The organism is Streptosporangium sp. NPDC001681 (genome assembly GCF_040298085.1).
In the GTDB taxonomy this organism is placed as follows: Bacteria; Actinomycetota; Actinomycetes; order Streptosporangiales; family Streptosporangiaceae; genus Streptosporangium.
In genome coordinates this window covers 54,769-74,090 of record NZ_JBEOZN010000038.1, presented here as the reverse complement: position 1 = coordinate 74,090, position 19,322 = coordinate 54,769, and the positions used below count along the sequence as shown (strand labels likewise).

The window sequence follows — 19,322 nt, the reverse complement described above, 5'->3', positions numbered from 1 at the left end:
GCTGTCGCTGCCGTTCACCGAGGACGTCAACGGCGCCCCGCCGAGCGACGCGGAGCTCCGGGTCGCCCACGCCCAGTTGGTCGGCTGGCTTGAGGAAGGGCACGGGGGTGGTGATCTCGCCGCTCATCGCGCTCATGCAGGACCAGGTCGACGCCCTGACGGCGCTCGGCGTGCGGGCCGGGTTCCTCAACTCCACCCAGGAGTTCGAGGAGCGCCGCCAGGTCGAGTCGGCCTTCCTCTCCGGTGAGCTGGACCTGCTCTACCTGGCGCCGGAGCGGCTGCGGGTCGACGCGACGCTGCGCCTGCTCGACAGCGGGACGATCTCGCTGTTCGCCATCGACGAGGCGCACTGCGTGGCCCAGTGGGGGCACGACTTCCGGCCCGACTACCTCGCCCTGTCCGCGCTGCACGAGCGCTGGCCCGACGTGCCGCGCGTCGCGCTGACCGCCACGGCCACCAGGGCCACCCACGCCGAGATCGCCTCCAGGCTCAGCCTGGAGGGGGCCCGCCACTTCGTGGCGAGCTTCGACCGGCCCAACATCCAGTACCGCATCGCTCCCAAGAACGAGCCGAAGCGGCAGCTGCTCGACCTGCTCCGCACCGAGCACGCCGGGGACGCGGGCATCGTCTACTGCCTGTCGCGCAACTCGGTCGAGAAGATCGCCGAGTTCCTGGTGGAGAACGGTATCCAGGCGCTGCCCTACCACGCGGGCCTCGACGCCCGCACCCGCGCCGCTAACCAGGCACGCTTCCTGCGCGAGGACGGCCTCGTCATGGTCGCCACGATCGCGTTCGGCATGGGCATCGACAAGCCCGACGTGCGGTTCGTCGCCCACCTCGACCTGCCCAAGTCCATCGAGGGTTACTACCAGGAGACCGGCAGGGCGGGGCGCGACGGCCTGCCCTCCACCGCCTGGCTCGCCTACGGCCTTCAGGACGTCGTGCAGCAGCGCAAGATGATCGACACCTCGGAGGGTGACGACGCCCACCGTCGCCGCCTGGCCACCCACCTGGACGCCATGCTCGCCCTGTGCGAGGCGGTCGAGTGCCGCCGCGTGCTGCTGCTCGCCTACTTCGGCCAGCAGGCCGCCGCCTGCGGCAACTGTGACACCTGCCTGTCGCCGCCCGAGTCCTGGGACGGCACGGTCGCCGCGCAGAAGGTCCTGTCGACGGTGTTCCGGCTGATGCGCGAGCGCCGCCAGAAGTTCGGCGCGGGCCAGATCATCGACATCCTGCTCGGGAAGAAGACGGCCAAGGTCATCCAGCACGACCACGACGGCCTGACGGTGTTCGGCATCGGCACGGAGCTGGGCGAGGCCGAGTGGCGTGGCGTGGTGCGCCAGCTGCTGGCGCAGGGGCTGCTGGCCGTCGAGGGGGACTACGGCACGCTGGTGCTGACCGAGGCGAGCGCGGAGGTGCTGGGGCGCCGGCGCCAGGTCCCGCTGCGGCGCGAGCCTACGATGGCGGCCCGGCCCGCCAAGGCCGCGAAGACCTCCTCCTCGCGCCGGGCCGAGCCCGTCGAGCTGCCCGAGGAGGCGGTGCCGGTGTTCGAGCTGCTCCGCGCCTGGCGCGGAGCCACCGCGAAGGAGCAGGGGGTGCCCGCGTACGTGATCTTCCATGACGCGACCCTGCGCGAGATCGCGACCCGGTCCCCCTCGTCCCTGGCCGAGCTGGGCACGGTGAGCGGGGTCGGGGAGAACAAGCTGGCCAAGTACGGCCAGCAGGTCCTCGACACCCTCGCCGGCACCGGCTCCGGCCCCGATTCCACGGGAAGCGAGGAAGGTCTCCTGGCCTTCCCCTGAGGTAGAATCGGGCAGAATCCGGGCCTCAGCGCCCCAATGGCACGCAGGTAGGGGCCTGGAGGCTGTCGTCCACCTCCGGGCTCCTCGCGTTGACGGCCCCCCGCGGCTGCGGACTCCCGAAAGAGGACGATCGGTGCCTGACAGAAGGAACGACCCCGTGGTGGTCGTCGGGCTCGGCCGCTTCGGCGGTTCCCTCGCACTCGAGCTCTCCCGGCGGGGAACCGAGGTGCTGGCCATCGACAGCCGCCCCAAGGTGGTGCAGAGCCTGGCGGGGAAGCTCACCCATGTCGTCGTCGCCGACTCCACGGACATCGAGGCGCTGCGCCAGATCGGAGTGCCCGACTTCTACCGGGCGGTGGTCGCCATCGGCACCGACCTGGAGTCCAGCATCCTCACCACCTCCCTGCTCGTCGAACTGGAGATCGAGGACGTCTGGGCCAAGGCGATCAGCCGCGAGCACGGCCGCATCCTGGAGCGGGTCGGCGCCCACCACGTGATCCTCCCCGAGCACGACATGGGGGAGCGGCTGGCCCACCTGCTCAACGGACGGATGCTCGACTACATGGAGGTGGACGGCGACTACGCGGTGGTCAAGACCCGGCCGCCCCGCGAGTACGTCGGCGTGCCCCTGGGCGAGTCCAACCTGCGGCGCAAGTACGGCGTGACGGTGGTCTGCGTCAAGGGCCAGTACGACGAGTTCACCTACGCCGACTCCGGAACGGTGCTGAGCTACGGCGACGTGATCGTCATCGCGGGCAAGATAGAGCAGGTGGAGCGGTTCACCGAACTCCCGTGACCGCCTCCGCCACGTGGCCCGCGTGCCGGTACATCCGTGTGTGGTCGCCGTCGTCGATCTACACTGGGCGGAACCACTAGAACGGAGTTCGGTAGCGATGCGATTCGGACTGTTGCTCAACGAACCCAAAGAGCCGGACGTGCTCGGCAAGCTGCGGGAGCGCATCGCCCGCGCGGCCGACGACGGCTTCTCCTCCGCCTGGATGTCCCACATCTTCGGCCTCGACGCGCTGACCGCGCTCGCCGTGGCCGGAAACCAGGTGCCCGGGATCGAACTCGGCACCGCCGTCGTCCCGACCTACCCGCGCCACCCGGCGGCCCTCGCCCAGCAGGCGCTCACGGTCAACGCCGCCCTCGACGGGCGGCTCACGCTCGGCATCGGGCTCTCGCACCAGCTGGTGATCGAGAGCATGTACGGCATCGGCTTCGAGCGGCCCGCCCGGCACATGCGCGAGTACCTGTCGATCCTGATGCCGCTGGTACGCGGGGAGAACGCGTCCTTCCAGGGGGAGACCCTCACCGGACAGCTCGGGCTGAGCACACCGGGACCGAGGGACATGCCCGTGCTCATCGCCGCGCTGGCCCCCAGGATGCTCAGGCTGGCCGGGGAGATGGCCGACGGCACCGTGCTGTGGATGACCGGTCCCAGGACCGTGGCCGAGCATGTGGCGCCCGCCGTCACCGAGGCCGCGCGGGCCGCGGGGCGCCCCGAGCCGAGGATCGTGTGCGCGCTGCCCATCTGCGTCACCGACGACGCCGAGGCGGCCAGGGCGCTGGCCGCGGAGCGGTTCGAGATCTACGGCCAGCTGCCGTCCTACCGGGCGATGCTGGATCGGGAGGGGGCCGCGGGCCCGGCCGACGTGGCGATCGTCGGAGACGAGGACGAGGTGTCGGCGCGGATCGAGGCGCTCGCCAAGGCGGGGGTCACCGACTTCGTCGCCGCCGAGTACTCTCCCGGCACCCGGACGAGGGAGTTCCTCAAGAGCCTTCTCTGACGCGTCGCCCCCGCACCCGCCCCGCTCAGACGCCGAAGGCGCTCAGGGACGCCCAGGCCGTGCCGGCACCGGTCACGGCACCGGCGGCGACCTGGGCGGGGGTGTGGTGGCTGAGCCGGACCCGCGCCCAGCACACCGTCGCCACCACCAGCGCGCCCACGACCAGGGTGGGCGCCGCGGGCAGCACGTGGGCCAGCACCACCACGGTGCCCGCGGACACGGCCGCGTGGAAGGAGATCTTCCACTTGAGAGTGATCGGGACCGTCACCGCGAGCGCGGCCAGCATCGCGGTGACCGTGGCCACCAGCAGACGCGGCGCGCCGAGGGAGATCAGCAGCACCAGCGCGACGACCACCGCCGCGACCGCCACCAGCAACGGCCTGGTCCGGCTCGCCCGGTCGACCAGATGGTGGGAGTCCAGGCGTCCGGAGCGGACCCCGGCCAGGATCACCAGGGCGGGAATGCCGCCGCACAGGGCTGAGGCCACCAGGCCCCATGCCCCGCCCCGCCACCCGTCGGCCACCAGGCCGACGACCGGGGGCAGCCCGATGACCAGCACCTGCGGCGCGAACAGCCCCGTCACCCACCGGGCCGCCGCCGTCGCGCCGCTCCCGTCGTCCGCCATCTCCTGACCGGTCATCTGCATCCTTCCAGCGCCAGGCCCTCGGCCCCGAGATCCGGGCAGGAGGCCGGAGGCGCCCGCATCGGGGTGAGGTCCGTGAAGGCCACCCTGCCAGCCGGGAGACCGGGGGACGAGCATCCGCGGGCCCCACGGCCTCCGGCACGCCCCGTGAGTGCGGCGGCGTGCCGGTGATCAGTCGTTGGCGTGCAGGATGCTGTTGAGCTCCACGCCCGTCCCCTGGCGGGGCACGACCTCGACGGCTCCCGAGGTGGAGTTGCGGCGGAACAGCAGGCCGGAGGCGCCGGAGAGCTCGGCCGCCTTGACCACCTGCCCCTCGGGCAGGGCCACCTTGGTCCCGGCGGTGACGTAGAGGCCCGCCTCCACGACGCAGTCGTCACCGAGGGAGATGCCGATGCCGCTGTTGGCGCCCAGCAGGCAGCGCTGCCCGATGGAGATGACCTGCTTGCCGCCGCCGGACAGGGTGCCCATGATCGAGGCGCCGCCGCCGACGTCGGAGCCGTCGCCCACGACGACGCCCGCCGAGATACGGCCCTCGACCATGGAGCCGCCGAGCGTCCCGGCGTTGAAGTTGACGAAACCCTCGTGCATCACGGTCGTGCCGCTCGCCAGGTGCGCGCCGAGACGGACCCGGTCGGCCTCGGCGATCCGGACGCCGCCGGGCACCACGTAGTCGACCATCCTGGGGAACTTGTCCACGCCGTAGACGGTCACCTGACCGCGGGCGCGCAGGCGGAGCCGTACCCGCTCGAAGCCCTCGACGGCGCACGGGCCGTGGTTGGTCCACACCACGTTGGCGAGCAGGCCGAATACCCCGTCCAGGTTCAGGCCGTGCGGCTGGACGAGGCGTGCCGACAGCAGGTGCAGGCGCAGGTAGACGTCGTAGGTGTCGGCCGGGGCCTCTGACAGCTTGGTGATCTGAGTCCGCACCGCGACCACCTCCACGCCGCGGTCCTCGTCCACGCCGAGCAGCGCGGCGACCTCGGAGCCGAGCTCCTGGGCGGCCTCCTGCGCGCTCAGCCGCCTGGTGCCCGGAGCGGAGGGCTCGCCCAGCTGCGGGGACGGGAACCACGTGTCGAGCACGGTCCCGCCGGAAGTTATGGTCGCGATGCCGGTCGCGTACGCGCCGGAGATCTGAGCTGCTGCGTTCACACCGACCAAGCCTAGCCAAAGCGGTCGCAACGGCAGTATGCCGAGGGAGCGTCGGGCGTGTGCCCGCGGTGCCCACCGGTTAGCGTGGCCGCCATGCTGCGGGGGATCGACGTGTCGAACTGGCAGGGCGCCGTCAACTGGGGCGCGCAGGCGAAGGGCGGGGTCTCCTTCGCCTTCGCCAAGGCGAGCGAGGGGAGCACCTTCACCGACAAGTGGTTCGGCACCAACTGGAACGGCATGCGCGAGAGCTGGATCGTCTGCGGCGCCTACCACTTCGCCCGCCCCGCGGGCGACCCCGAGGTGCAGGCGGTGCACTTCCTGAAGATCGTGCAGCGGGCCGGAGGGCTGCGCAGGGGAGATCTGCTCGCCCTCGACCTGGAGACCAACGACCACCTGCCCGCCGCCAGGGTGGCGCGGTTCGCCCGCAGCTGGTGTCAGGCGATCATCGCGCTGGCCGGGGTGAAGCCGGTGGTCTACACGTTCCAGGCGTTCGCGCAGAGCGGCAACTGCGCCGGGCTGGAGACCTACCCGCTGTGGATCGCCGCGCCCGACGCGCCCCGGGGCAGGCCACAGGTGCCCAGCCCGTGGCGGAGGTGGACCATTCACCAGCACTCGCACAAGCCGCTGGATCGCAACGTCTTTCGCGGGACCCGGGCCGAGCTGACCTCGCTGGGCTACCGCCGGAGCCGCGACGCCTGAGAAATCGCGTTGCCGACACCGGTAGCATCGGTTTCAGACCATCCATCGACGTCTCCCAGGGAGCAACCGTGTCGGCCGTGCCAGAACTTCGTATCACCCTCGCCGGAGCCGCGCGTGTGGTGGCGGGAGGCACGACGTACGGGGAGGCGCTGGAGGCGGACGGCCGCTCCGTGGTCGCCGCCCGCGTGGGCGGCGAGCTGAGGGACCTCGCGGCCCCGGTGGCCGAGGGCGACGTGATCGAGCCGGTCGAGGCGGCCAGCCCCGACGGGCGCGCCATCGTCCGCCACTCCACCGCGCACGTCATGGCCCAGGCCGTTCAGGAGATCTTCCCCGAGGCCAGGCTGGGCATCGGCCCGCCGGTCGAGAACGGTTTCTACTACGACTTCGACGTCAAGAACCCCTTCACTCCCGACGACCTCAAGCGCATCGAGAAGCGCATGCGCGAGATCGTCAAGCAGGGCCAGCTCTTCTCCCGCAGGCCCGTCTCCGACGACCAGGCGGCCGAGGAACTCGCCGCCGAGCCGTACAAGCTGGAGCTGATCGGCCTCAAGGGCGGGGCCGCCGACGAGGAGAGCGTCGAGGTGGGCGGTGCCGAGCTCACCATCTACGACAACCTCGACCCCAAGACCGGCGAGCTGTGCTGGAAGGACCTGTGCCGCGGCCCCCATGTGCCGACCACCCGGTCCATCCCGGCGTTCAAGCTGATGCGCACCGGCGGCGCCTACTGGCGGGGCAGCGAGAAGAACCCGCAGCTCCAGCGGATCTACGGCACCGCCTGGGAGTCGCGCGAGAAGCAGGACGAGTACCTCCACCTGCTGGAGGAGGCCGAGAAGCGGGATCACCGCAAGCTGGGCGCCGAGCTCGACCTGTTCTCCTTCCCCGACGAGCTGGGCTCCGGCCTGCCGGTCTTCCACCCCAAGGGCGGCGCGATCCGCCGCGCGATGGAGGATTACTCGCGCAAGAAGCACGAGGAGGCCGGGTACTCCTTCGTCAACACCCCGCACATCACCAAGCAGAACCTGTACGAGACCTCGGGCCACCTGGACTGGTACGCCGACGGCATGTTCCCTCCCATGGAGCTGGAGGGCGCCAAGTACTACCTCAAGCCGATGAACTGCCCGATGCACAACCTGATCTTCAGGTCCCGCGGGCGCTCCTACCGTGAGCTGCCGCTGCGGCTGTTCGAGTTCGGCACGGTCTACCGCTACGAGAAGTCCGGCGTGGTGCACGGCCTGACCCGGGTACGCGGCCTCACCCAGGATGACGCGCACATCTACTGCACCCGCGAGCAGATGCGCGACGAGCTCAAGTCGCTGCTCCGTTTCGTGCTCGACCTGCTCCGTGACTACGGCCTCGACGACTTCTACCTGGAGCTGTCGACCAAGGACCCGGTCAAGTTCGTCGGCAGCGACGAGGACTGGGAGGAGGCGACCGAGACCCTGCGCGAGGTCGCCGTGTCGGAGGGCCTGGAGCTGGTCCTCGACCCGGGGGGCGCGGCGTTCTACGGGCCGAAGATCTCCGTCCAGGCCCGTGACGCGATCGGCCGGAGCTGGCAGATGTCGACGATCCAGCTCGACTTCAACCTGCCGCAGCTCTTCGAGCTGGAGTACCAGTCGACCGACGGCTCCCGGCAGCAGCCCGTCATGATCCACCGGGCGCTGTTCGGCTCGATCGAGCGCTTCTTCGGCGTCCTGGTCGAGCACTACGCGGGCGCGTTCCCCCCCTGGCTCGCGCCGGTTCAGGTGGTCGGCATCCCGATCGCCGAGGCACACGTGCCCTACCTTCAGGACGTCGCCAAGAAGGCTCGTGAGCGGGGCATCAGGATCGAGGTCGACGCCTCCGACGACCGGATGCAGAAGAAGATCCGCAACGCGCAGAAGTCCAAGGTGCCCTTCATGCTCCTGGCGGGCGACGACGACATCGCAGGAGGTGCTGTCTCCTTCCGCTTCCGCAACGGCGAGCAGAAGAACGGGGTCCCGGTCGACGAGGCGATCACCGAGATCGTCGACGCGATCGAGCGCCGTCTCCAGGTCTGAGCCTTCTCCGAGGCGTTCCGGGTCCGGCTTCCCCTCGGGGGGCCGGACCCGTTCCTTTGGCGGGGCCTGGCCCCCACACGGGGACCAGGCCCCGTCAGGCGTCCCTAGTCGTGCTTCGCGGGCTCGGCGGGTGCCTCGGGCCGGATCTCGCCCGGCAGGCGGACGTCCTCCACGTCGACGTTGACCTCGACGACCCGCATGCCGAGCATCCGGCTGATGGTCCGGGCCACGTTGGTCTTCACCTCGTTGGCCACGTCCATCACCACGTGCCCGTACTCCGCCACGATCGACACGTCCACCGCGGCCGTACGGTCCTGCACATGGGCGCTGACGCCCCGGGGGCCGCGCCTGGCACCGATGCCGGCCCGCTCACGCACCGGCTCCACCGCGTGGGCGGTTTCGCCTCCCAACTCGGCGACGCCCGTGACCTCAAGGGTGGCGAGGGCCGCGACCTTCTCCACCACCTCGTCCGCCACCTTGATCCGGCCCTTCACCACGGCCGAGGACACCGGGGTGACCGGGGCCGGGGGAGTCAGCGGAGAGACGGGAGACACGGTCGCCGTCACGGCGGGGGAAGGGGAGGGCACCTCGTCCGGTGCCGGGATGATCGTCTCGACCACCGCCAGGACGGGCTCGCTCGTGGAGGATGCCGGCGGCTCCGTGTCGGCGGACAGGGACAGGCTGAGGGAGAACGGGCGGGTGGGCCTGCCGCCGGTCTCGGCGGGAGACACGGTCTCCTCGGTCGGCTCCTCGACGGAGACGTCGGTCATGGGTACTCCTCGGCTGTCGGTGGTCTTGCTGGGGGATTCTGCCGGAAATTTGCGGCATTCGTCCGTTAATACGGTGAGATATAGATCGGGATCCCGTCCGGCCGCCGGATACCGGCCGGTTCCGGTGCCCCGGCGGGGGAGGCGCCAGACCGAGGGAATCGGCTTGGCAATATGCTGGCGACCATGAGCAACGAGCCGGAGGCGCAGTACGGAGCGGGAACACCGGACGCGTTCCAGAGACTCTGGACTCCGCACCGGATGGCCTACATCAAGGGGGCCAGCAAACCGACGGGTTCGGGCCCCGAGGACGGCTGCCCGTTCTGCGAGATCCCCCAGATGAGCGACGAGGACGGCCTGATCGTCGCCCGGGGTGACGCGGTCTTCGCGCTGCTCAACCTCTACCCGTACAACTCCGGCCATCTGATGGTCTGCCCCTACCGCCACGTGCCGGACTACGCGGACCTGGACGAGACCGAGACCACCGAGCTCGCCGACTTCACCAAACGGGCGCTGGTCGCCCTGCGCAAGGCCAGCGGCGCGCAGGGTTTCAACGTGGGCATGAACCTGGGCGGTGTGGCGGGCGCCGGGATCGCCGCCCACCTTCACCAGCACGTGGTGCCCCGCTGGGGCGGCGACACCAACTTCATGCCCGTCGTCGGCCAGACCAGGGTGCTTCCTCAGCTGCTGCGTGACACAAGGGAACTGCTCGCCGGCTCCTGGCCCGCCTCGTCGTAGCGCGAGGCTCCGCCCAAGGTCCTGAAGCCCACCGACAGGGTCAGCGGCACGGCGAGCGCCAGTGCCATGGAGAGCACCGCGGCACCCGAGTCGTTGACCAGCATGCCGATCACCCCGCTGACCAGGGTGCCGATCAACCCGGCCCGCAGCGCGGGGGAGTGCGCGAACGCGGCGGGCAGCACCCCAGCGGTCGCCTGCTCCGGCCGTAGCAGCGCGTAGACGAGGAACGCCGTCGCGGCGATCACGACCGGCATCAGGTTGGGGCTGAGCAGCGTGCCCAGCATCGCGCCGAGCTTGCGGCCGATCACCTCGGTGGCCTCGCCGGTGAGCACCTGGCCGACGAAGCGCCCCAGGTGCGTCTGGAAAGCAGGCGGGCGCAGGTAGTCGAGGTAGGCGATGCCCATCACGGTGACGCCGCCCGCCACGCAGAACGCGCCCAGCTTGACGATCGAGACCCGCCTGCCCGCGATCAGCAGCGCGGTCACCGCGATCCCCGGTACGAACGCGATCACGCCGCCGAAGTCGCTGCCCACGCCCGGCCAGCCGCCCAGGATCATCGCGAAGCCGCCCAGCACCGCCACGGCGGTGACCGCCGCACCCGTGTGGCCTCCGCGCGTCAGCCGGTGCGCGATCGTGGCGGTCAGCAGCAGCACCGAGGTGGCGAAGAGCGCGAACGGGATGTTGCCCAGGCCGTAGTAGCGGGCCCCGACCACGGCGCTGTAGCCCATCACGCTGTTGAGCTGCAGGGTCGTCCCGGTCAGCAGGTCGCCCGCGAGCACCGCCGCGGTCACCCCCGCCACCACCGCCGGTGGTCCGAGCGGTGCGCGCCGCCATGGCCCCGCCAGCGCCAGCGTGGCCAGCAGCAGGGTGCATCCGGCGATCCCGCCGACCAGTGCGAGCAGCGGCGTGCGCGCGTCCTGCCAGGGGGTGAGGTTCACCAGGTACGTCGAGGCGGGCACCGAGGCCAGTGCCACCGCGGCCACGCGCATGCGCCTCAGCCCGCGCCCGCGGCGCAACAGCAGGAACGCGGTCAGGTAGAAGGCGACCTGCAGCACGGCGACCGAGGTGAAGAAGACGCCGCCCACGTTCCTGATCGTCTGCCCGGCCACGTCGGCCCTCTCCAGGTCGGCCCGTGCGGCCTCGGTGGTGCCGGTCCGCCTCTCGCTCGCCTGCCAGGGGAGCCCGACCATGCCCGGTGGTGCCTCGACGCCGGTCAGGGAGAGCAGCGTCGCGGTGACGTCCGGCAGGATCGTGATGTCGTCGCGGTGGGTGGAGGCCGCTCCCAGGAAGCGGCCGGAGAGGTCTCCGTCGCGCATCATGGCAACCCGAAGGTGCGGGTCGGCGCCGTGGTCGGACAGGCCCGCCAGCAGCACGCGCGCATCCTTGGGCAGCACGCTCAGCACCGCTCCGGCCTTGGCGTCGGCCAGGCGCAGCGCCGCCGCCCGCTGCTGCGGGGTGAGCCGCTCCTCGACCTTGGGCAGCCGTCCGCCGGTGATGTAGGGCCTGATCAGATCGTCGACGTCGACGGCGATCACACGGCACCTGGTGAGCACGTCCGAGCGGATCTGCGCGGGGGAGGGAGCGTACACGTCGACCCTGCCCGATCTGTCGGCCAGTGCCAGCGCGGCTCCCGGGCCGATCGCCAGCGTGCACTCCCCGGCGGCGTGCACGGCCTCGCCGAGGGCGCCCGCGTTACGCTGCCCGGCGACGTCGCGCAGGTATCCGTAGCCGGGGATGACGGCACCCGTCTTGTCGGCCTCGGGCAGCGGGGGGAGCCCGCAGCCGTAGCCGACCGCGGACCTCACCCCGGCCGAGATCGTCAGCCAGCCGTCATAGGGACAGGTCACCCGGCCCACCGCGCGGACCGACAGCGAGCCGATCGCGCTCTGCGTGGCCAGCCGCCACAGATTCGGGGTGCCGCCGGGGCTGAGGTCGCTCCACTGCAGGCCAGGAATGCCGATCAGCACCACCCGTCCGTCCACCCGCGTGGCGGACTGCGCGACACCTGGCCACAGCAATCCCAGGACCAGCGCAAACGCGAAAAGCGTCCGCTTCACCGACGACCTCCCCTTTAGCTTCTGCCAGGTGCTCGCACCGTAGGGGAAGATCGTGTCACGGGTCCAGCGAATCCGGGGGTGGCCGGGGGCGCGGCGAGTCCGGAGGCAGGCCGCGGGGTACCCGGGCACTCACCGCCGCGCCCTGCCCGTCCCACGGCGCGCCCACGCCCGCACGGACGCGTGTCCGAGAGGGCGTGGGCGTGTCCGGTCAGCTCCCGGTGGGGGCGCTCTCGTTCTGCAGGCGGTCCAGGGCGGTGACCAGGTAGGTGCCGCCGCCCGTCGTGGTGAAGGTCTGGCGGTCGCCGTCCACCGCGGGCACGACCGCGACCAGGTTGCGGGCGTCGGCGGTGGCGCACTCGCCTGGCTTGCCGGAGGCGATCCGGTAGACCGCGTACGAGCGGGCCTCCGGGGAGCTCTTCCAGCTGAGCGAGGTGCCCTGGAGTCGCAGGTCCGCGGGCTTGGCCGGGGCCTGCCCGCCGCGGTCCTTGATCAGCGGCAGCAGCGCCGGGCGCGGGTAGTGGCTCTTGACGATGCGGTCCAGCACGCCCAGAGGGTCGGTGGACAGCTGCTTGGCGCTGAAGTAGACGTCGCCGGAGACCTGCTTGTTCTTGCGGTTCTGAGTGAGGTGGGAGGGCAACTCGCCGGGCCTGGTCCAGGCGGGGGTGTCGGTGGCGCCGACCCGGTACAGGGCCTGGCCGATGTAGAGGTGCACGTCGGTGCCCTTGACCTCGTTCGCCCACCAGGGCATCAGCACGTCGTAGTCGGCGGCCTTGAAGCCGCGCGGCCAGTAGAGCTGCGGTATGACGTAGTCGACGGTGCCCTTGCGGATCCAGTGGCGGGCGTCGGCGTAGATGGAGTCGTAGGCCGACATGCCGCCGGTGGCCGAGCCGGTGGGATCCTCGGACTTGTTGCGCCAGATCCCGAACGGGCTGACGCCGAACTTCACGCTGTTCCTGATCTCGTGCACCGCCCTGTCGACCTGCGCGATCAGTTTGTTGACGTTGGCGCGGCGCCAGTCGGCGAGCTTGGCGCCCTTGCCGTACTTGGCGAAGGCGGCGTCGTCGGCGAACCTCGCGTTCCCGGAGGGATAGGGGTAGAAGTAGTCGTCGAAGTGGACCCCGTCGACGTCGTAGCGGGTCACCACGTCCTTGACGACCTTGGTGACGTGGTCGCGGACCGCGGGCAGGCCGGGGTTGTAGTAGGCCTGGCCGCCGTGCTTGACGATCCACTCGGGGTGGACCCGGGCGGGGTGGTTCGCGGGCAGCCTGGACAGGTCGCCGTCGGGGGAGGCGCGGTAGGGGTTGAACCACGCGTGGAACTCCAGGCCGCGCCGATGGGCCTCGGCGATGAGGAAGGGCAGCGGGTCCCAGCCGGGGTCCTTGCCCGCGGTGCCGGTCAGATACTGCGACCACGGCTCCAGGTTCGACCTGTACAGCGCGTCGGAGGCCGGGCGGACCTGGACGAACACCGCGTTGAACCGCCGCTTGACCGCGTTGTCGAGGATCCTGACGTACTCCGCCTGCTGCCGGGCGGCGGACAGACCGGTCCGCGAGGGCCAGTCGATGTTCTTGACCGTGGCGATCCACACCCCGCGCAACTGCCGCTTGGGGTATCTCACATCCACCGGGCACTGTGCCGAGGTGGAGGTCGTCGCTCCCGCCGTTTCGGCCGAGACCGCCGAGCTCTTGGCGCCCTTGGGCCGGGCCGGCGCGGTGTCGGGGCCGAAGGTGTATGCGGCACCCGTGGTCAGAACGGCGAGGGCGGCAGCGGCCAGAAGAGGGCGTCCGTTTCGCATGGTTCCCAAGTCTGGCACCTGGACCGGTGTGCTCTGGCCGGAAAAAAGAAATCGTTTCGTGATGACTTTGTTATGCGAGTGCGTGCTGGGAGGCGTGTGTCCGATGGGGTGTGTCCACCTGGTGGCGACCTGCCACCGGGCACACGCCTCATCGCCCGATCAGCCGGTGACCTTCTCCACCAGATGTGACGGAAGCGGCTCGTAGCGCAGGAAGACCCGCTGGAACGTCCCCGTGCCGTGTGACATGGATCTCAGGTCGATGGAGTACCGGGTGATCTCCAGCTCGGGCACCTCGGCCCTGACCAGGGTACGTCCCACCCCCACCGGCTCCGTGCCGAGCACGCGGCCCCTGCGCGAGGACAGGTCGGACATCACCGCGCCCACGTGCTCGTCGGAGACCAGCACGGACACCTCGTCGACAGGTTCGAGCAGCAGCGTGGGCACCTTGGTCGCGGCCTCCTTCAGCGCGAGCGCCCCGGCGATCTGGAAGGCCATGTCGGAGGAGTCGACCGAGTGGGCCTTGCCGTCGTACAGCGTCACCCGCACGTCCACCATGGGGTAGCCGGCGAGGACCCCGCGCTGCATCTGGGTGCGTACGCCCTTCTCCACCGAGGGGATGAACTGGCGCGGCACCACGCCGCCGACGATCTTGTCCACGAACTCGAAGCCGCCGCCGGACGGCAGGGGCTCGACCTCCAGGTGGCAGACGGCGAACTGGCCGTGGCCGCCGGTCTGCTTGACGTTGCGGCCCAGGGCCTGGCAGCGGCCGCCGAAGGTCTCCCTGAGCGGCACCCGCAGCTCGATCCTCTCCACCTCCACACCGTGCCGCCTGCTCAGCCGCTCCAGCAGCACGTCGGTGTGGGCCTCGCCCATACACCACAGCACGAGCTGGCGGGTCTCGGGGTTGTGCTCCAGCCGGAGTGTCGGGTCCTCGGCGACCAGCCGCTGCAGCGCCTGGCTCAGCTTGTCGTCATCCGCCTTGGACTTGGGCTGGATCGCCACCGGCAGCAGCGGCTCCGGCATCGTCCAGGCCTTCATCAGCAGCGGGTTCTCCCGGTCCGACAGGGTGTCGCCGGTCTCCGCGCGCGACAGTTTGGCCACCGCCGCGATGTCCCCGGCCACGCACTTGGCGGTCGTCCGCTGGAGCTTGCCCAGCGGCGAGGAGAGCGCCCCGATGCGCTCGTCCACGTCGTGGTCCTCATGCCCGCGGTCGGCCAGGCCGTGCCCCGAGACGTGCACCGTCATGTCGGGGCGCAGCGTGCCGGAGAAGACCCGCACCAGGCTGATCCGGCCCACGTACGGATCGCTGGTCGTCTTGACGATCTCCGCGACCAGCGGCCCGTCGGGGTCACAGGTGATGCCGGCGACGGGCCGGCCGTCGATCGAGGTGATCTCCGGCATCGGGTGCTCGGGTGGCGATGGGAAGCCCTGGGTGATGAGCTCCAGGACCTCCAGCGCGCCCACGCCGGTCCCCGCGGCCAGCACCGGGTAGAAGCCGCCGCGCGCGACGGCCTTCTCCAGGTCCCCGATGAGGGCCTTGGTGTCGATCTCCTCGCCGGAGAGGTAACGGTCCATCAGGGACTCGTCCTCGCTCTCCTGGATGATGCCCTCGATCAGGGTGCCCCGGTAGATCTCGATCTGGTCGGCGTAGGCCGGGCCCGGGGAGTTCTCCGTCCTGGTGCCGGTCGCGTAGTTGTAGAACTTCTGGCTCAGCAGCCCGATCAGGCCGTTCACCCTGCCGTTGGTCACCACCGGTAGGTACAGCGGCGAGACGCCGTCGCCGAAGGCCTCCTGGCAGGCGGCGAGGACGTCCTCGAAGTTCGCCCGCTGGTGGTCGATCTTGGTGATCACGACCGCGCGGGGCATCCCGACCGCCGCGCACTCCTCCCAGAGCATCCTGGTCAGGCCGTCCACGCCCTCGACGGCCGAGACGACGAACAGCGCCGCGTCGGCCGCGCGCAACCCGGCGCGCAGGTCGCCGGCGAAGTCGGCGTAGCCGGGCGTGTCCAGCAGGTTGATCTTGATGTCGTTGTGGATCACGGGGGCCACGGTGAGATTCACCGAGCGCTGCTGGCGTACCTCGACCTCGTCGAAGTCGCTGGCCGTCGTGCCGTCCTCGACCCGGCCGGGCCGCTGGATGGTCTTGGTCGCGGCCAGCAACGCCTCCACGAGCGTTGTCTTCCCGGCACCGGAATGGCCGACCAGCACGACGTTTCTTATCTTGTCCGGCTGATCGACCGTGGGTGCCCTCCCCGCGGCTCCCGCTGTTCCGCCGGTTGCTCTCTCCGCCACATCGCCTCCCGCGTCGTTGCCGAAGGGGCGCGGCCTGGTGGGGCCACACCCCCGCCGATCCGCTGCCGCGTCCATACACCGCATGGACGCGGTGTGTTCACCAAATACCCATGTGGCGAATATCACAAGAGGGGTGGGGCGATCCTATTGCGAGCGGGAAGTCTGATCGCTAGGTGTCCGAGCCTCCTCCGGAGAGCCCCCGCCGCGACGGCAACGCCTTGTCACACGGCTCGCCGATGCGCGCTCGCAGGCCGGGTGGCCTACGATCGGAGCGCGATGCTGAAACTTCTGCGCCCCGCCGTCACCCGAGTCTTGACCCCGCTGGGCAGGGCACTCACCCGCCGCGGGATCAGCCCCAACGTGGTCACCGCGGTGGGCACGCTCGGCACCGTCGCCGCCGCGCTGTTCTTCTACCCCAGGGGCCAGCTGTTCGTGGGCACGATGGTGATCACCTTCTTCGTGCTGGCCGACCTCCTCGACGGGGTCATGGCCAGGATGACGGGCGCGGGGAGCACCTGGGGCGCCTTCCTCGACTCCACGCTCGACAGGGTCGGCGACGCGGGAATCTTCTCCGGGCTGGTGTTCTGGTTCATCGTGAGCGATCAGCGGACGCTGGCGGGGGTCGCGCTGTTCTGCCTCGTCGCCGGAGCGGTGGTGTCCTACGTCAAGGCCAGGGCGGAGGCACTGGGCATGACGTGCGACGTCGGTCTCGCCGAGCGGCCGGAGCGCCTGGTGGTGGGTCTGGTCTCGGCCGGACTCGGCGGCCTCGGTGTGCCGTACATCCTGGCCGCGGGGCTCTGGCTGCTCGCCGCGGCCAGCGCGGTCACGGTCGGCCAGCGCCTGCTGCACGTGCGCCGGCAGGCCGTCTCCACCTCGCCCCGGCCCCTCCGCTGATCGGAAAATCGATGACAGACAAGCCCTCCCCCCAGGACCGTCTCGTCGCGGCCGCGTTCGGCGCCGGATGGACGATCGTGCCCCGCCTGCCCGAGCGGCTCACCGCCTGGGCCTTTCGCGCCGCCGCCGACCGGCTGTGGAGGCACCGGGGAAAGTCGGTGCTCAGGCTGGAGGCCAACCTCGCCAGGGTCAAGGGCACCTCGCCGGGCGACCCGGCGATCCGGGAGCTCAGCCGCGACGGCATGCGCTCCTACTTCCGCTACTTCCACGAGGTTTTCCGGCTGCCCTCGATCCCCGTCGCCGAACTCGTCTCCCGGATGCAGGTGATCGGGGCGGAGCCCGTCTACGACAACCTCACCGCGGGGCGCGGCGTGGTCCTCGCCCTGCCGCACATGGGCAACTGGGACCAGGCGGGCGCCTGGTTCGCCGGGACGGGACATCCCTTCACCACGGTCGCCGAGCGGCTCAAACCCGAGTCGCTGTTCCATCGCTACACCGCCTTCCGCGAGGGGCTGGGCATGGAGGTGCTGCCGCTCACCGGTGGTGACGGTCACACCTTCGGTACCCTGGCGCAGCGCCTGCGCGCCGGGCTCCCGGTCGCCCTGCCCGCCGAACGCGACCTGACCGCGAACGGTGTCGAGGTGCAGTTCTTCGGCTCGGCCACGCGGATGCCCGCCGGCCCCGGCCTGCTGGCCGTGCACACCGGGGCCGCCCTCATCCCGACGATCCCCTACTTCCAGGGGACCGGCTGGGGCCTGCAGTTCCACGAGGAGATCGCGGTCCCGGCCGAGGGCACCAGGAAGGAGAAGGTGGCCGTCGTCACGCAGAGCCTCGCGGGCGTCTTCGAGAAGGGCATCGCCGAGCACCCCGAGGACTGGCACATGCTCCAGCGCCTCTGGCTCGAGGACCTGGAGCCCAGGGGATGAGGATCGGCATCGTCTGCCCCTACACCTGGGACGTGCCGGGCGGAGTCCAGGTGCACATCCGCGATCTCGCGGAGGCGCTCATGGAGGAGGGCCACCACGTCTCGGTGATCGCCCCCGCCGCGGACAACGCCCCGCTGCCCCCGTACGTGACCTCGGCGGGCCGCGCGATTCCGGTGCCCTTCAACGGGTCGGTGGCCAGGCTGTCGTTCGGGTTCCTGTCGGCGAACCGGGTGCGCCGCTGGGTGCGCGAGGGCGCCTTCGACGTGCTGCACGTGCACGAACCGGCCATCCCCTCGCTGGGACTGCTCGCCTGCTGGGTGGCCAGGGGGCCGATCGTGGCCACCTTCCACGCCTCGTACGGTAACTCCCGGTCCTTCTCGGTCACGGCCTCGGTGCTGATGAGCGCGCTGGAGAAGATCACCGGCCGGATCGCCGTGTCCGACGCGGCCAGGAAGACCCTGGTCGAGTTCATGGGCGGCGACGCCGTGCTCATCCCCAACGGGGTGACGGTCGGCCGCTACGCCGAGGGCGAGCCGCTGCCCGGCTGGGACGAGGGCGAGGTGATCGGCTTTCTCGGCAGGATGGACGAGCCGCGCAAGGGCCTGCCGGTGCTGCTGGAGGCGTTCGTCCTGCTGGCCGCCGAGCGGCCGGCGCTGCGCCTGCTCCTGGCCGGGCCGGGTGACGCCGCCGAGGTGCTGGAGCGCGTCCCGGCCGCCCTCCACGACCGGATCGGCCTGCTCGGCATGGTCAGCGAGGAGGACAAGGTGCGTGCCTACCACACGGTCGACGTCTTCTGCGCGCCCAACCTGGGGGGTGAGAGCTTCGGCATCGTGCTGACCGAGGCGATGTCGGCCGGCGCGGCGATCCTGGCGAGCGACATCCCGGCCTTCCGCAAGGTGCTCGACGACGGCCAGGCGGGAGCGCTGTTCGAGACGGGCGACGCCACCTCGCTCGCCCGCCGGGCCGCCGAGCTGCTCGACGACCCCGTGCGCCGGGCCAAGCTGTCGCAGGAGGCCCGCGCCGCCGTGCGGAAGTACGACTGGTCGACGGTCGCCCGTGACGTCCTGCGGGTCTACGAGACGGTGGCGAGTACGGCCGGGGTCGAGGAGGACGCCGAGGGCACGGTGGCGAGCAGGGCCTGGGCCGAGGGGAACGACACGCTGTGACGACCACGCTGATCCTGGTGGTGGGCGCGATCGTGGTGCTCTGCGCCGTCTACATCTCCTGGCGGGCGGGCAGGCTCGACCGGCTGCACATCCGGCTGGAGCTGGCCCGTGAGTCCCTGGACGCCGCCCTGGTGCGGCGGACCGCCGTCAGCCTGGAGCTGGCCGCCTCCCGGCTGCTGGACCCGGCGACGAGCCTGGTGCTGGCCGCGGCCGCCCACGAGGCCCGTACGGCGGGTCCCGAGGAGCGTGAGCACGCCGAGAGCGACCTGTCGCGCACCCTGCGAGCCGTCGTCGACCAGGAGCGCTTCCGTGACCGGCTGGCCGACACTCCGGCAGGTTCCGACCTGCTGGAGGAGTTGGGGGCCGCGGTGGCCAAGGTCCTCTACTCCCGCCGGTTCTACAACAACGCGGTGGGCGTGACCCGCGCGGCGCAACGCCGCTGGCTGGCCCGCACGCTGCGGCTGGCCGGGTACACCGAGTATCCGGGCTTCTTCGAGATCGACGATGCGCCGCCGAAGGCCCTGGCCGCCGAATAAGCCGCACATAAACTGGAGTAACTGACAAGTCG

General features: G+C 71.0%; 16 protein-coding genes and 1 pseudogene. 11 read left to right on the top strand and 6 right to left on the bottom strand.

Annotated elements, in window-relative coordinates; translation table 11 throughout:
* The 4 genes and pseudogenes from ABT130_RS19260 to ABT130_RS19245 all read left to right on the top strand — a co-directional run.
* A pseudogene (locus ABT130_RS19260) lies at positions 1–94 on the top strand (proteasome activator); the annotation flags it as partial.
* Between the two features lie 16 nt (positions 95–110).
* Complete coding sequence (recQ, locus tag ABT130_RS19255) at positions 111–1,802, top strand: DNA helicase RecQ (protein WP_350956987.1); 1,692 nt, start codon at positions 111–113, stop codon at positions 1,800–1,802.
* A gap of 133 nt (positions 1,803–1,935) precedes the next feature.
* Entirely contained in the window at positions 1,936–2,598 is a 663-nt protein-coding gene (locus ABT130_RS19250) for a potassium channel family protein (RefSeq protein WP_350927237.1), read from the top strand.
* 97 nt (positions 2,599–2,695) lie between these two features.
* Complete coding sequence (locus ABT130_RS19245) at positions 2,696–3,592, top strand: LLM class F420-dependent oxidoreductase (protein WP_350956985.1); 897 nt, start codon at positions 2,696–2,698, stop codon at positions 3,590–3,592.
* A gap of 25 nt (positions 3,593–3,617) precedes the next feature.
* On the opposite strand, the gene ABT130_RS19240 is transcribed toward ABT130_RS19245, so the two are convergent.
* Positions 3,618–4,232, bottom strand: a complete 615-nt coding sequence (locus tag ABT130_RS19240) for a phosphatase PAP2 family protein (protein WP_350956983.1) — start codon at positions 4,230–4,232, stop codon at positions 3,618–3,620.
* Positions 4,233–4,406: 174 nt separating this feature from the next.
* The gene (dapD, locus tag ABT130_RS19235; protein WP_350927243.1) at positions 4,407–5,384 is read right to left on the bottom strand and encodes a 2,3,4,5-tetrahydropyridine-2,6-dicarboxylate N-succinyltransferase; all 978 of its coding nucleotides are present in this window, start codon (positions 5,382–5,384) and stop codon (positions 4,407–4,409) included.
* Between the two features lie 93 nt (positions 5,385–5,477).
* Between dapD and ABT130_RS19230 the strand changes: the two genes are divergently transcribed.
* Together ABT130_RS19230 and thrS are read left to right on the top strand one after the other, a co-directional pair.
* Positions 5,478–6,083, top strand: coding sequence for a glycoside hydrolase family 25 protein (locus tag ABT130_RS19230; protein WP_350927245.1), 606 nt, complete (start codon positions 5,478–5,480; stop codon positions 6,081–6,083).
* Between the two features lie 68 nt (positions 6,084–6,151).
* Positions 6,152–8,119 (top strand): threonine--tRNA ligase, encoded by a 1,968-nt coding sequence (thrS, locus tag ABT130_RS19225; protein ID WP_350956981.1) that lies wholly within the window; start codon positions 6,152–6,154, stop codon positions 8,117–8,119.
* A 104-nt stretch (positions 8,120–8,223) separates the two neighbouring features.
* Here thrS and ABT130_RS19220 read toward each other — a convergent pair whose 3' ends face one another.
* Positions 8,224–8,889 (bottom strand): Asp23/Gls24 family envelope stress response protein, encoded by a 666-nt coding sequence (locus ABT130_RS19220; protein ID WP_350927249.1) that lies wholly within the window; start codon positions 8,887–8,889, stop codon positions 8,224–8,226.
* Positions 8,890–9,072: 183 nt separating this feature from the next.
* On the opposite strand from ABT130_RS19220, the gene ABT130_RS19215 reads away from it, so the two are divergent.
* Positions 9,073–9,624 carry an HIT family protein gene (locus ABT130_RS19215; protein ID WP_350927251.1) on the top strand — a complete coding sequence of 184 codons (552 nt, stop codon included), beginning with the start codon at positions 9,073–9,075 and terminating at the stop codon, positions 9,622–9,624.
* On the opposite strand, the gene ABT130_RS19210 is transcribed toward ABT130_RS19215, so the two are convergent.
* The 3 genes from ABT130_RS19210 to ABT130_RS19200 all read right to left on the bottom strand — a co-directional run bounded on the left by ABT130_RS19210 (position 9,567) and on the right by ABT130_RS19200 (position 15,768).
* Complete coding sequence (locus ABT130_RS19210; RefSeq protein WP_350956979.1) at positions 9,567–11,681, bottom strand: hypothetical protein; 2,115 nt, start codon at positions 11,679–11,681, stop codon at positions 9,567–9,569. The genes ABT130_RS19215 and ABT130_RS19210 overlap by 58 nt on opposite strands.
* 208 nt (positions 11,682–11,889) lie before the next feature.
* Entirely contained in the window at positions 11,890–13,476 is a 1,587-nt protein-coding gene (locus tag ABT130_RS19205; protein ID WP_350956978.1) for a glycoside hydrolase family 10-like protein, read from the bottom strand.
* 159 nt (positions 13,477–13,635) lie between these two features.
* Positions 13,636–15,768 (bottom strand): elongation factor G-like protein EF-G2, encoded by a 2,133-nt coding sequence (locus tag ABT130_RS19200; RefSeq protein ID WP_350956976.1) that lies wholly within the window; start codon positions 15,766–15,768, stop codon positions 13,636–13,638.
* Positions 15,769–16,044: 276 nt separating this feature from the next.
* Between ABT130_RS19200 and pgsA the strand changes: the two genes are divergently transcribed.
* The 4 genes from pgsA to ABT130_RS19180 are packed head-to-tail and all read left to right on the top strand — an operon-like array spanning position 16,045 to position 19,290.
* Complete coding sequence (pgsA, locus tag ABT130_RS19195) at positions 16,045–16,662, top strand: phosphatidylinositol phosphate synthase (protein ID WP_350927259.1); 618 nt, start codon at positions 16,045–16,047, stop codon at positions 16,660–16,662.
* A gap of 11 nt (positions 16,663–16,673) precedes the next feature.
* Complete coding sequence (locus ABT130_RS19190; RefSeq protein WP_350956974.1) at positions 16,674–17,588, top strand: phosphatidylinositol mannoside acyltransferase; 915 nt, start codon at positions 16,674–16,676, stop codon at positions 17,586–17,588.
* The gene (locus tag ABT130_RS19185) at positions 17,585–18,754 is read left to right on the top strand and encodes a glycosyltransferase family 4 protein (protein WP_350927262.1); all 1,170 of its coding nucleotides are present in this window, start codon (positions 17,585–17,587) and stop codon (positions 18,752–18,754) included. Before ABT130_RS19190 ends, ABT130_RS19185 begins: the two co-directional genes overlap by 4 nt.
* Positions 18,751–19,290: a LemA family protein gene (locus tag ABT130_RS19180; protein ID WP_350927264.1), complete on the top strand. Its 540-nt coding sequence runs from the start codon at positions 18,751–18,753 to the stop codon at positions 19,288–19,290. The genes ABT130_RS19185 and ABT130_RS19180 overlap by 4 nt, the downstream gene beginning before the upstream one ends.
* Positions 19,291–19,322 lie beyond the last annotated feature (32 nt).

Excerpts from the sequence above, each read along its gene's own strand:
- ABT130_RS19190 (WP_350956974.1), top strand. The coding sequence starts at position 16,674 with ATGACAGACAAGCCCTCCCCCCAGGACCGTCTCGTCGCGGCCGCGTTC.
- ABT130_RS19245 (WP_350956985.1), top strand. The coding sequence starts at position 2,696 with ATGCGATTCGGACTGTTGCTCAACGAACCCAAAGAGCCGGACGTGCTC.
- ABT130_RS19215 (WP_350927251.1), top strand. The coding sequence starts at position 9,073 with ATGAGCAACGAGCCGGAGGCGCAGTACGGAGCGGGAACACCGGACGCG.
- ABT130_RS19205 (WP_350956978.1), bottom strand. The coding sequence starts at position 13,476 with ATGCGAAACGGACGCCCTCTTCTGGCCGCTGCCGCCCTCGCCGTTCTG.
- pgsA (WP_350927259.1), top strand. The coding sequence starts at position 16,045 with ATGCTGAAACTTCTGCGCCCCGCCGTCACCCGAGTCTTGACCCCGCTG.
- ABT130_RS19185 (WP_350927262.1), top strand. The coding sequence starts at position 17,585 with ATGAGGATCGGCATCGTCTGCCCCTACACCTGGGACGTGCCGGGCGGA.
- ABT130_RS19220 (WP_350927249.1), bottom strand. The coding sequence starts at position 8,889 with ATGACCGACGTCTCCGTCGAGGAGCCGACCGAGGAGACCGTGTCTCCC.
- ABT130_RS19230 (WP_350927245.1), top strand. The coding sequence starts at position 5,478 with ATGCTGCGGGGGATCGACGTGTCGAACTGGCAGGGCGCCGTCAACTGG.
- ABT130_RS19240 (WP_350956983.1), bottom strand. The coding sequence starts at position 4,232 with ATGACCGGTCAGGAGATGGCGGACGACGGGAGCGGCGCGACGGCGGCG.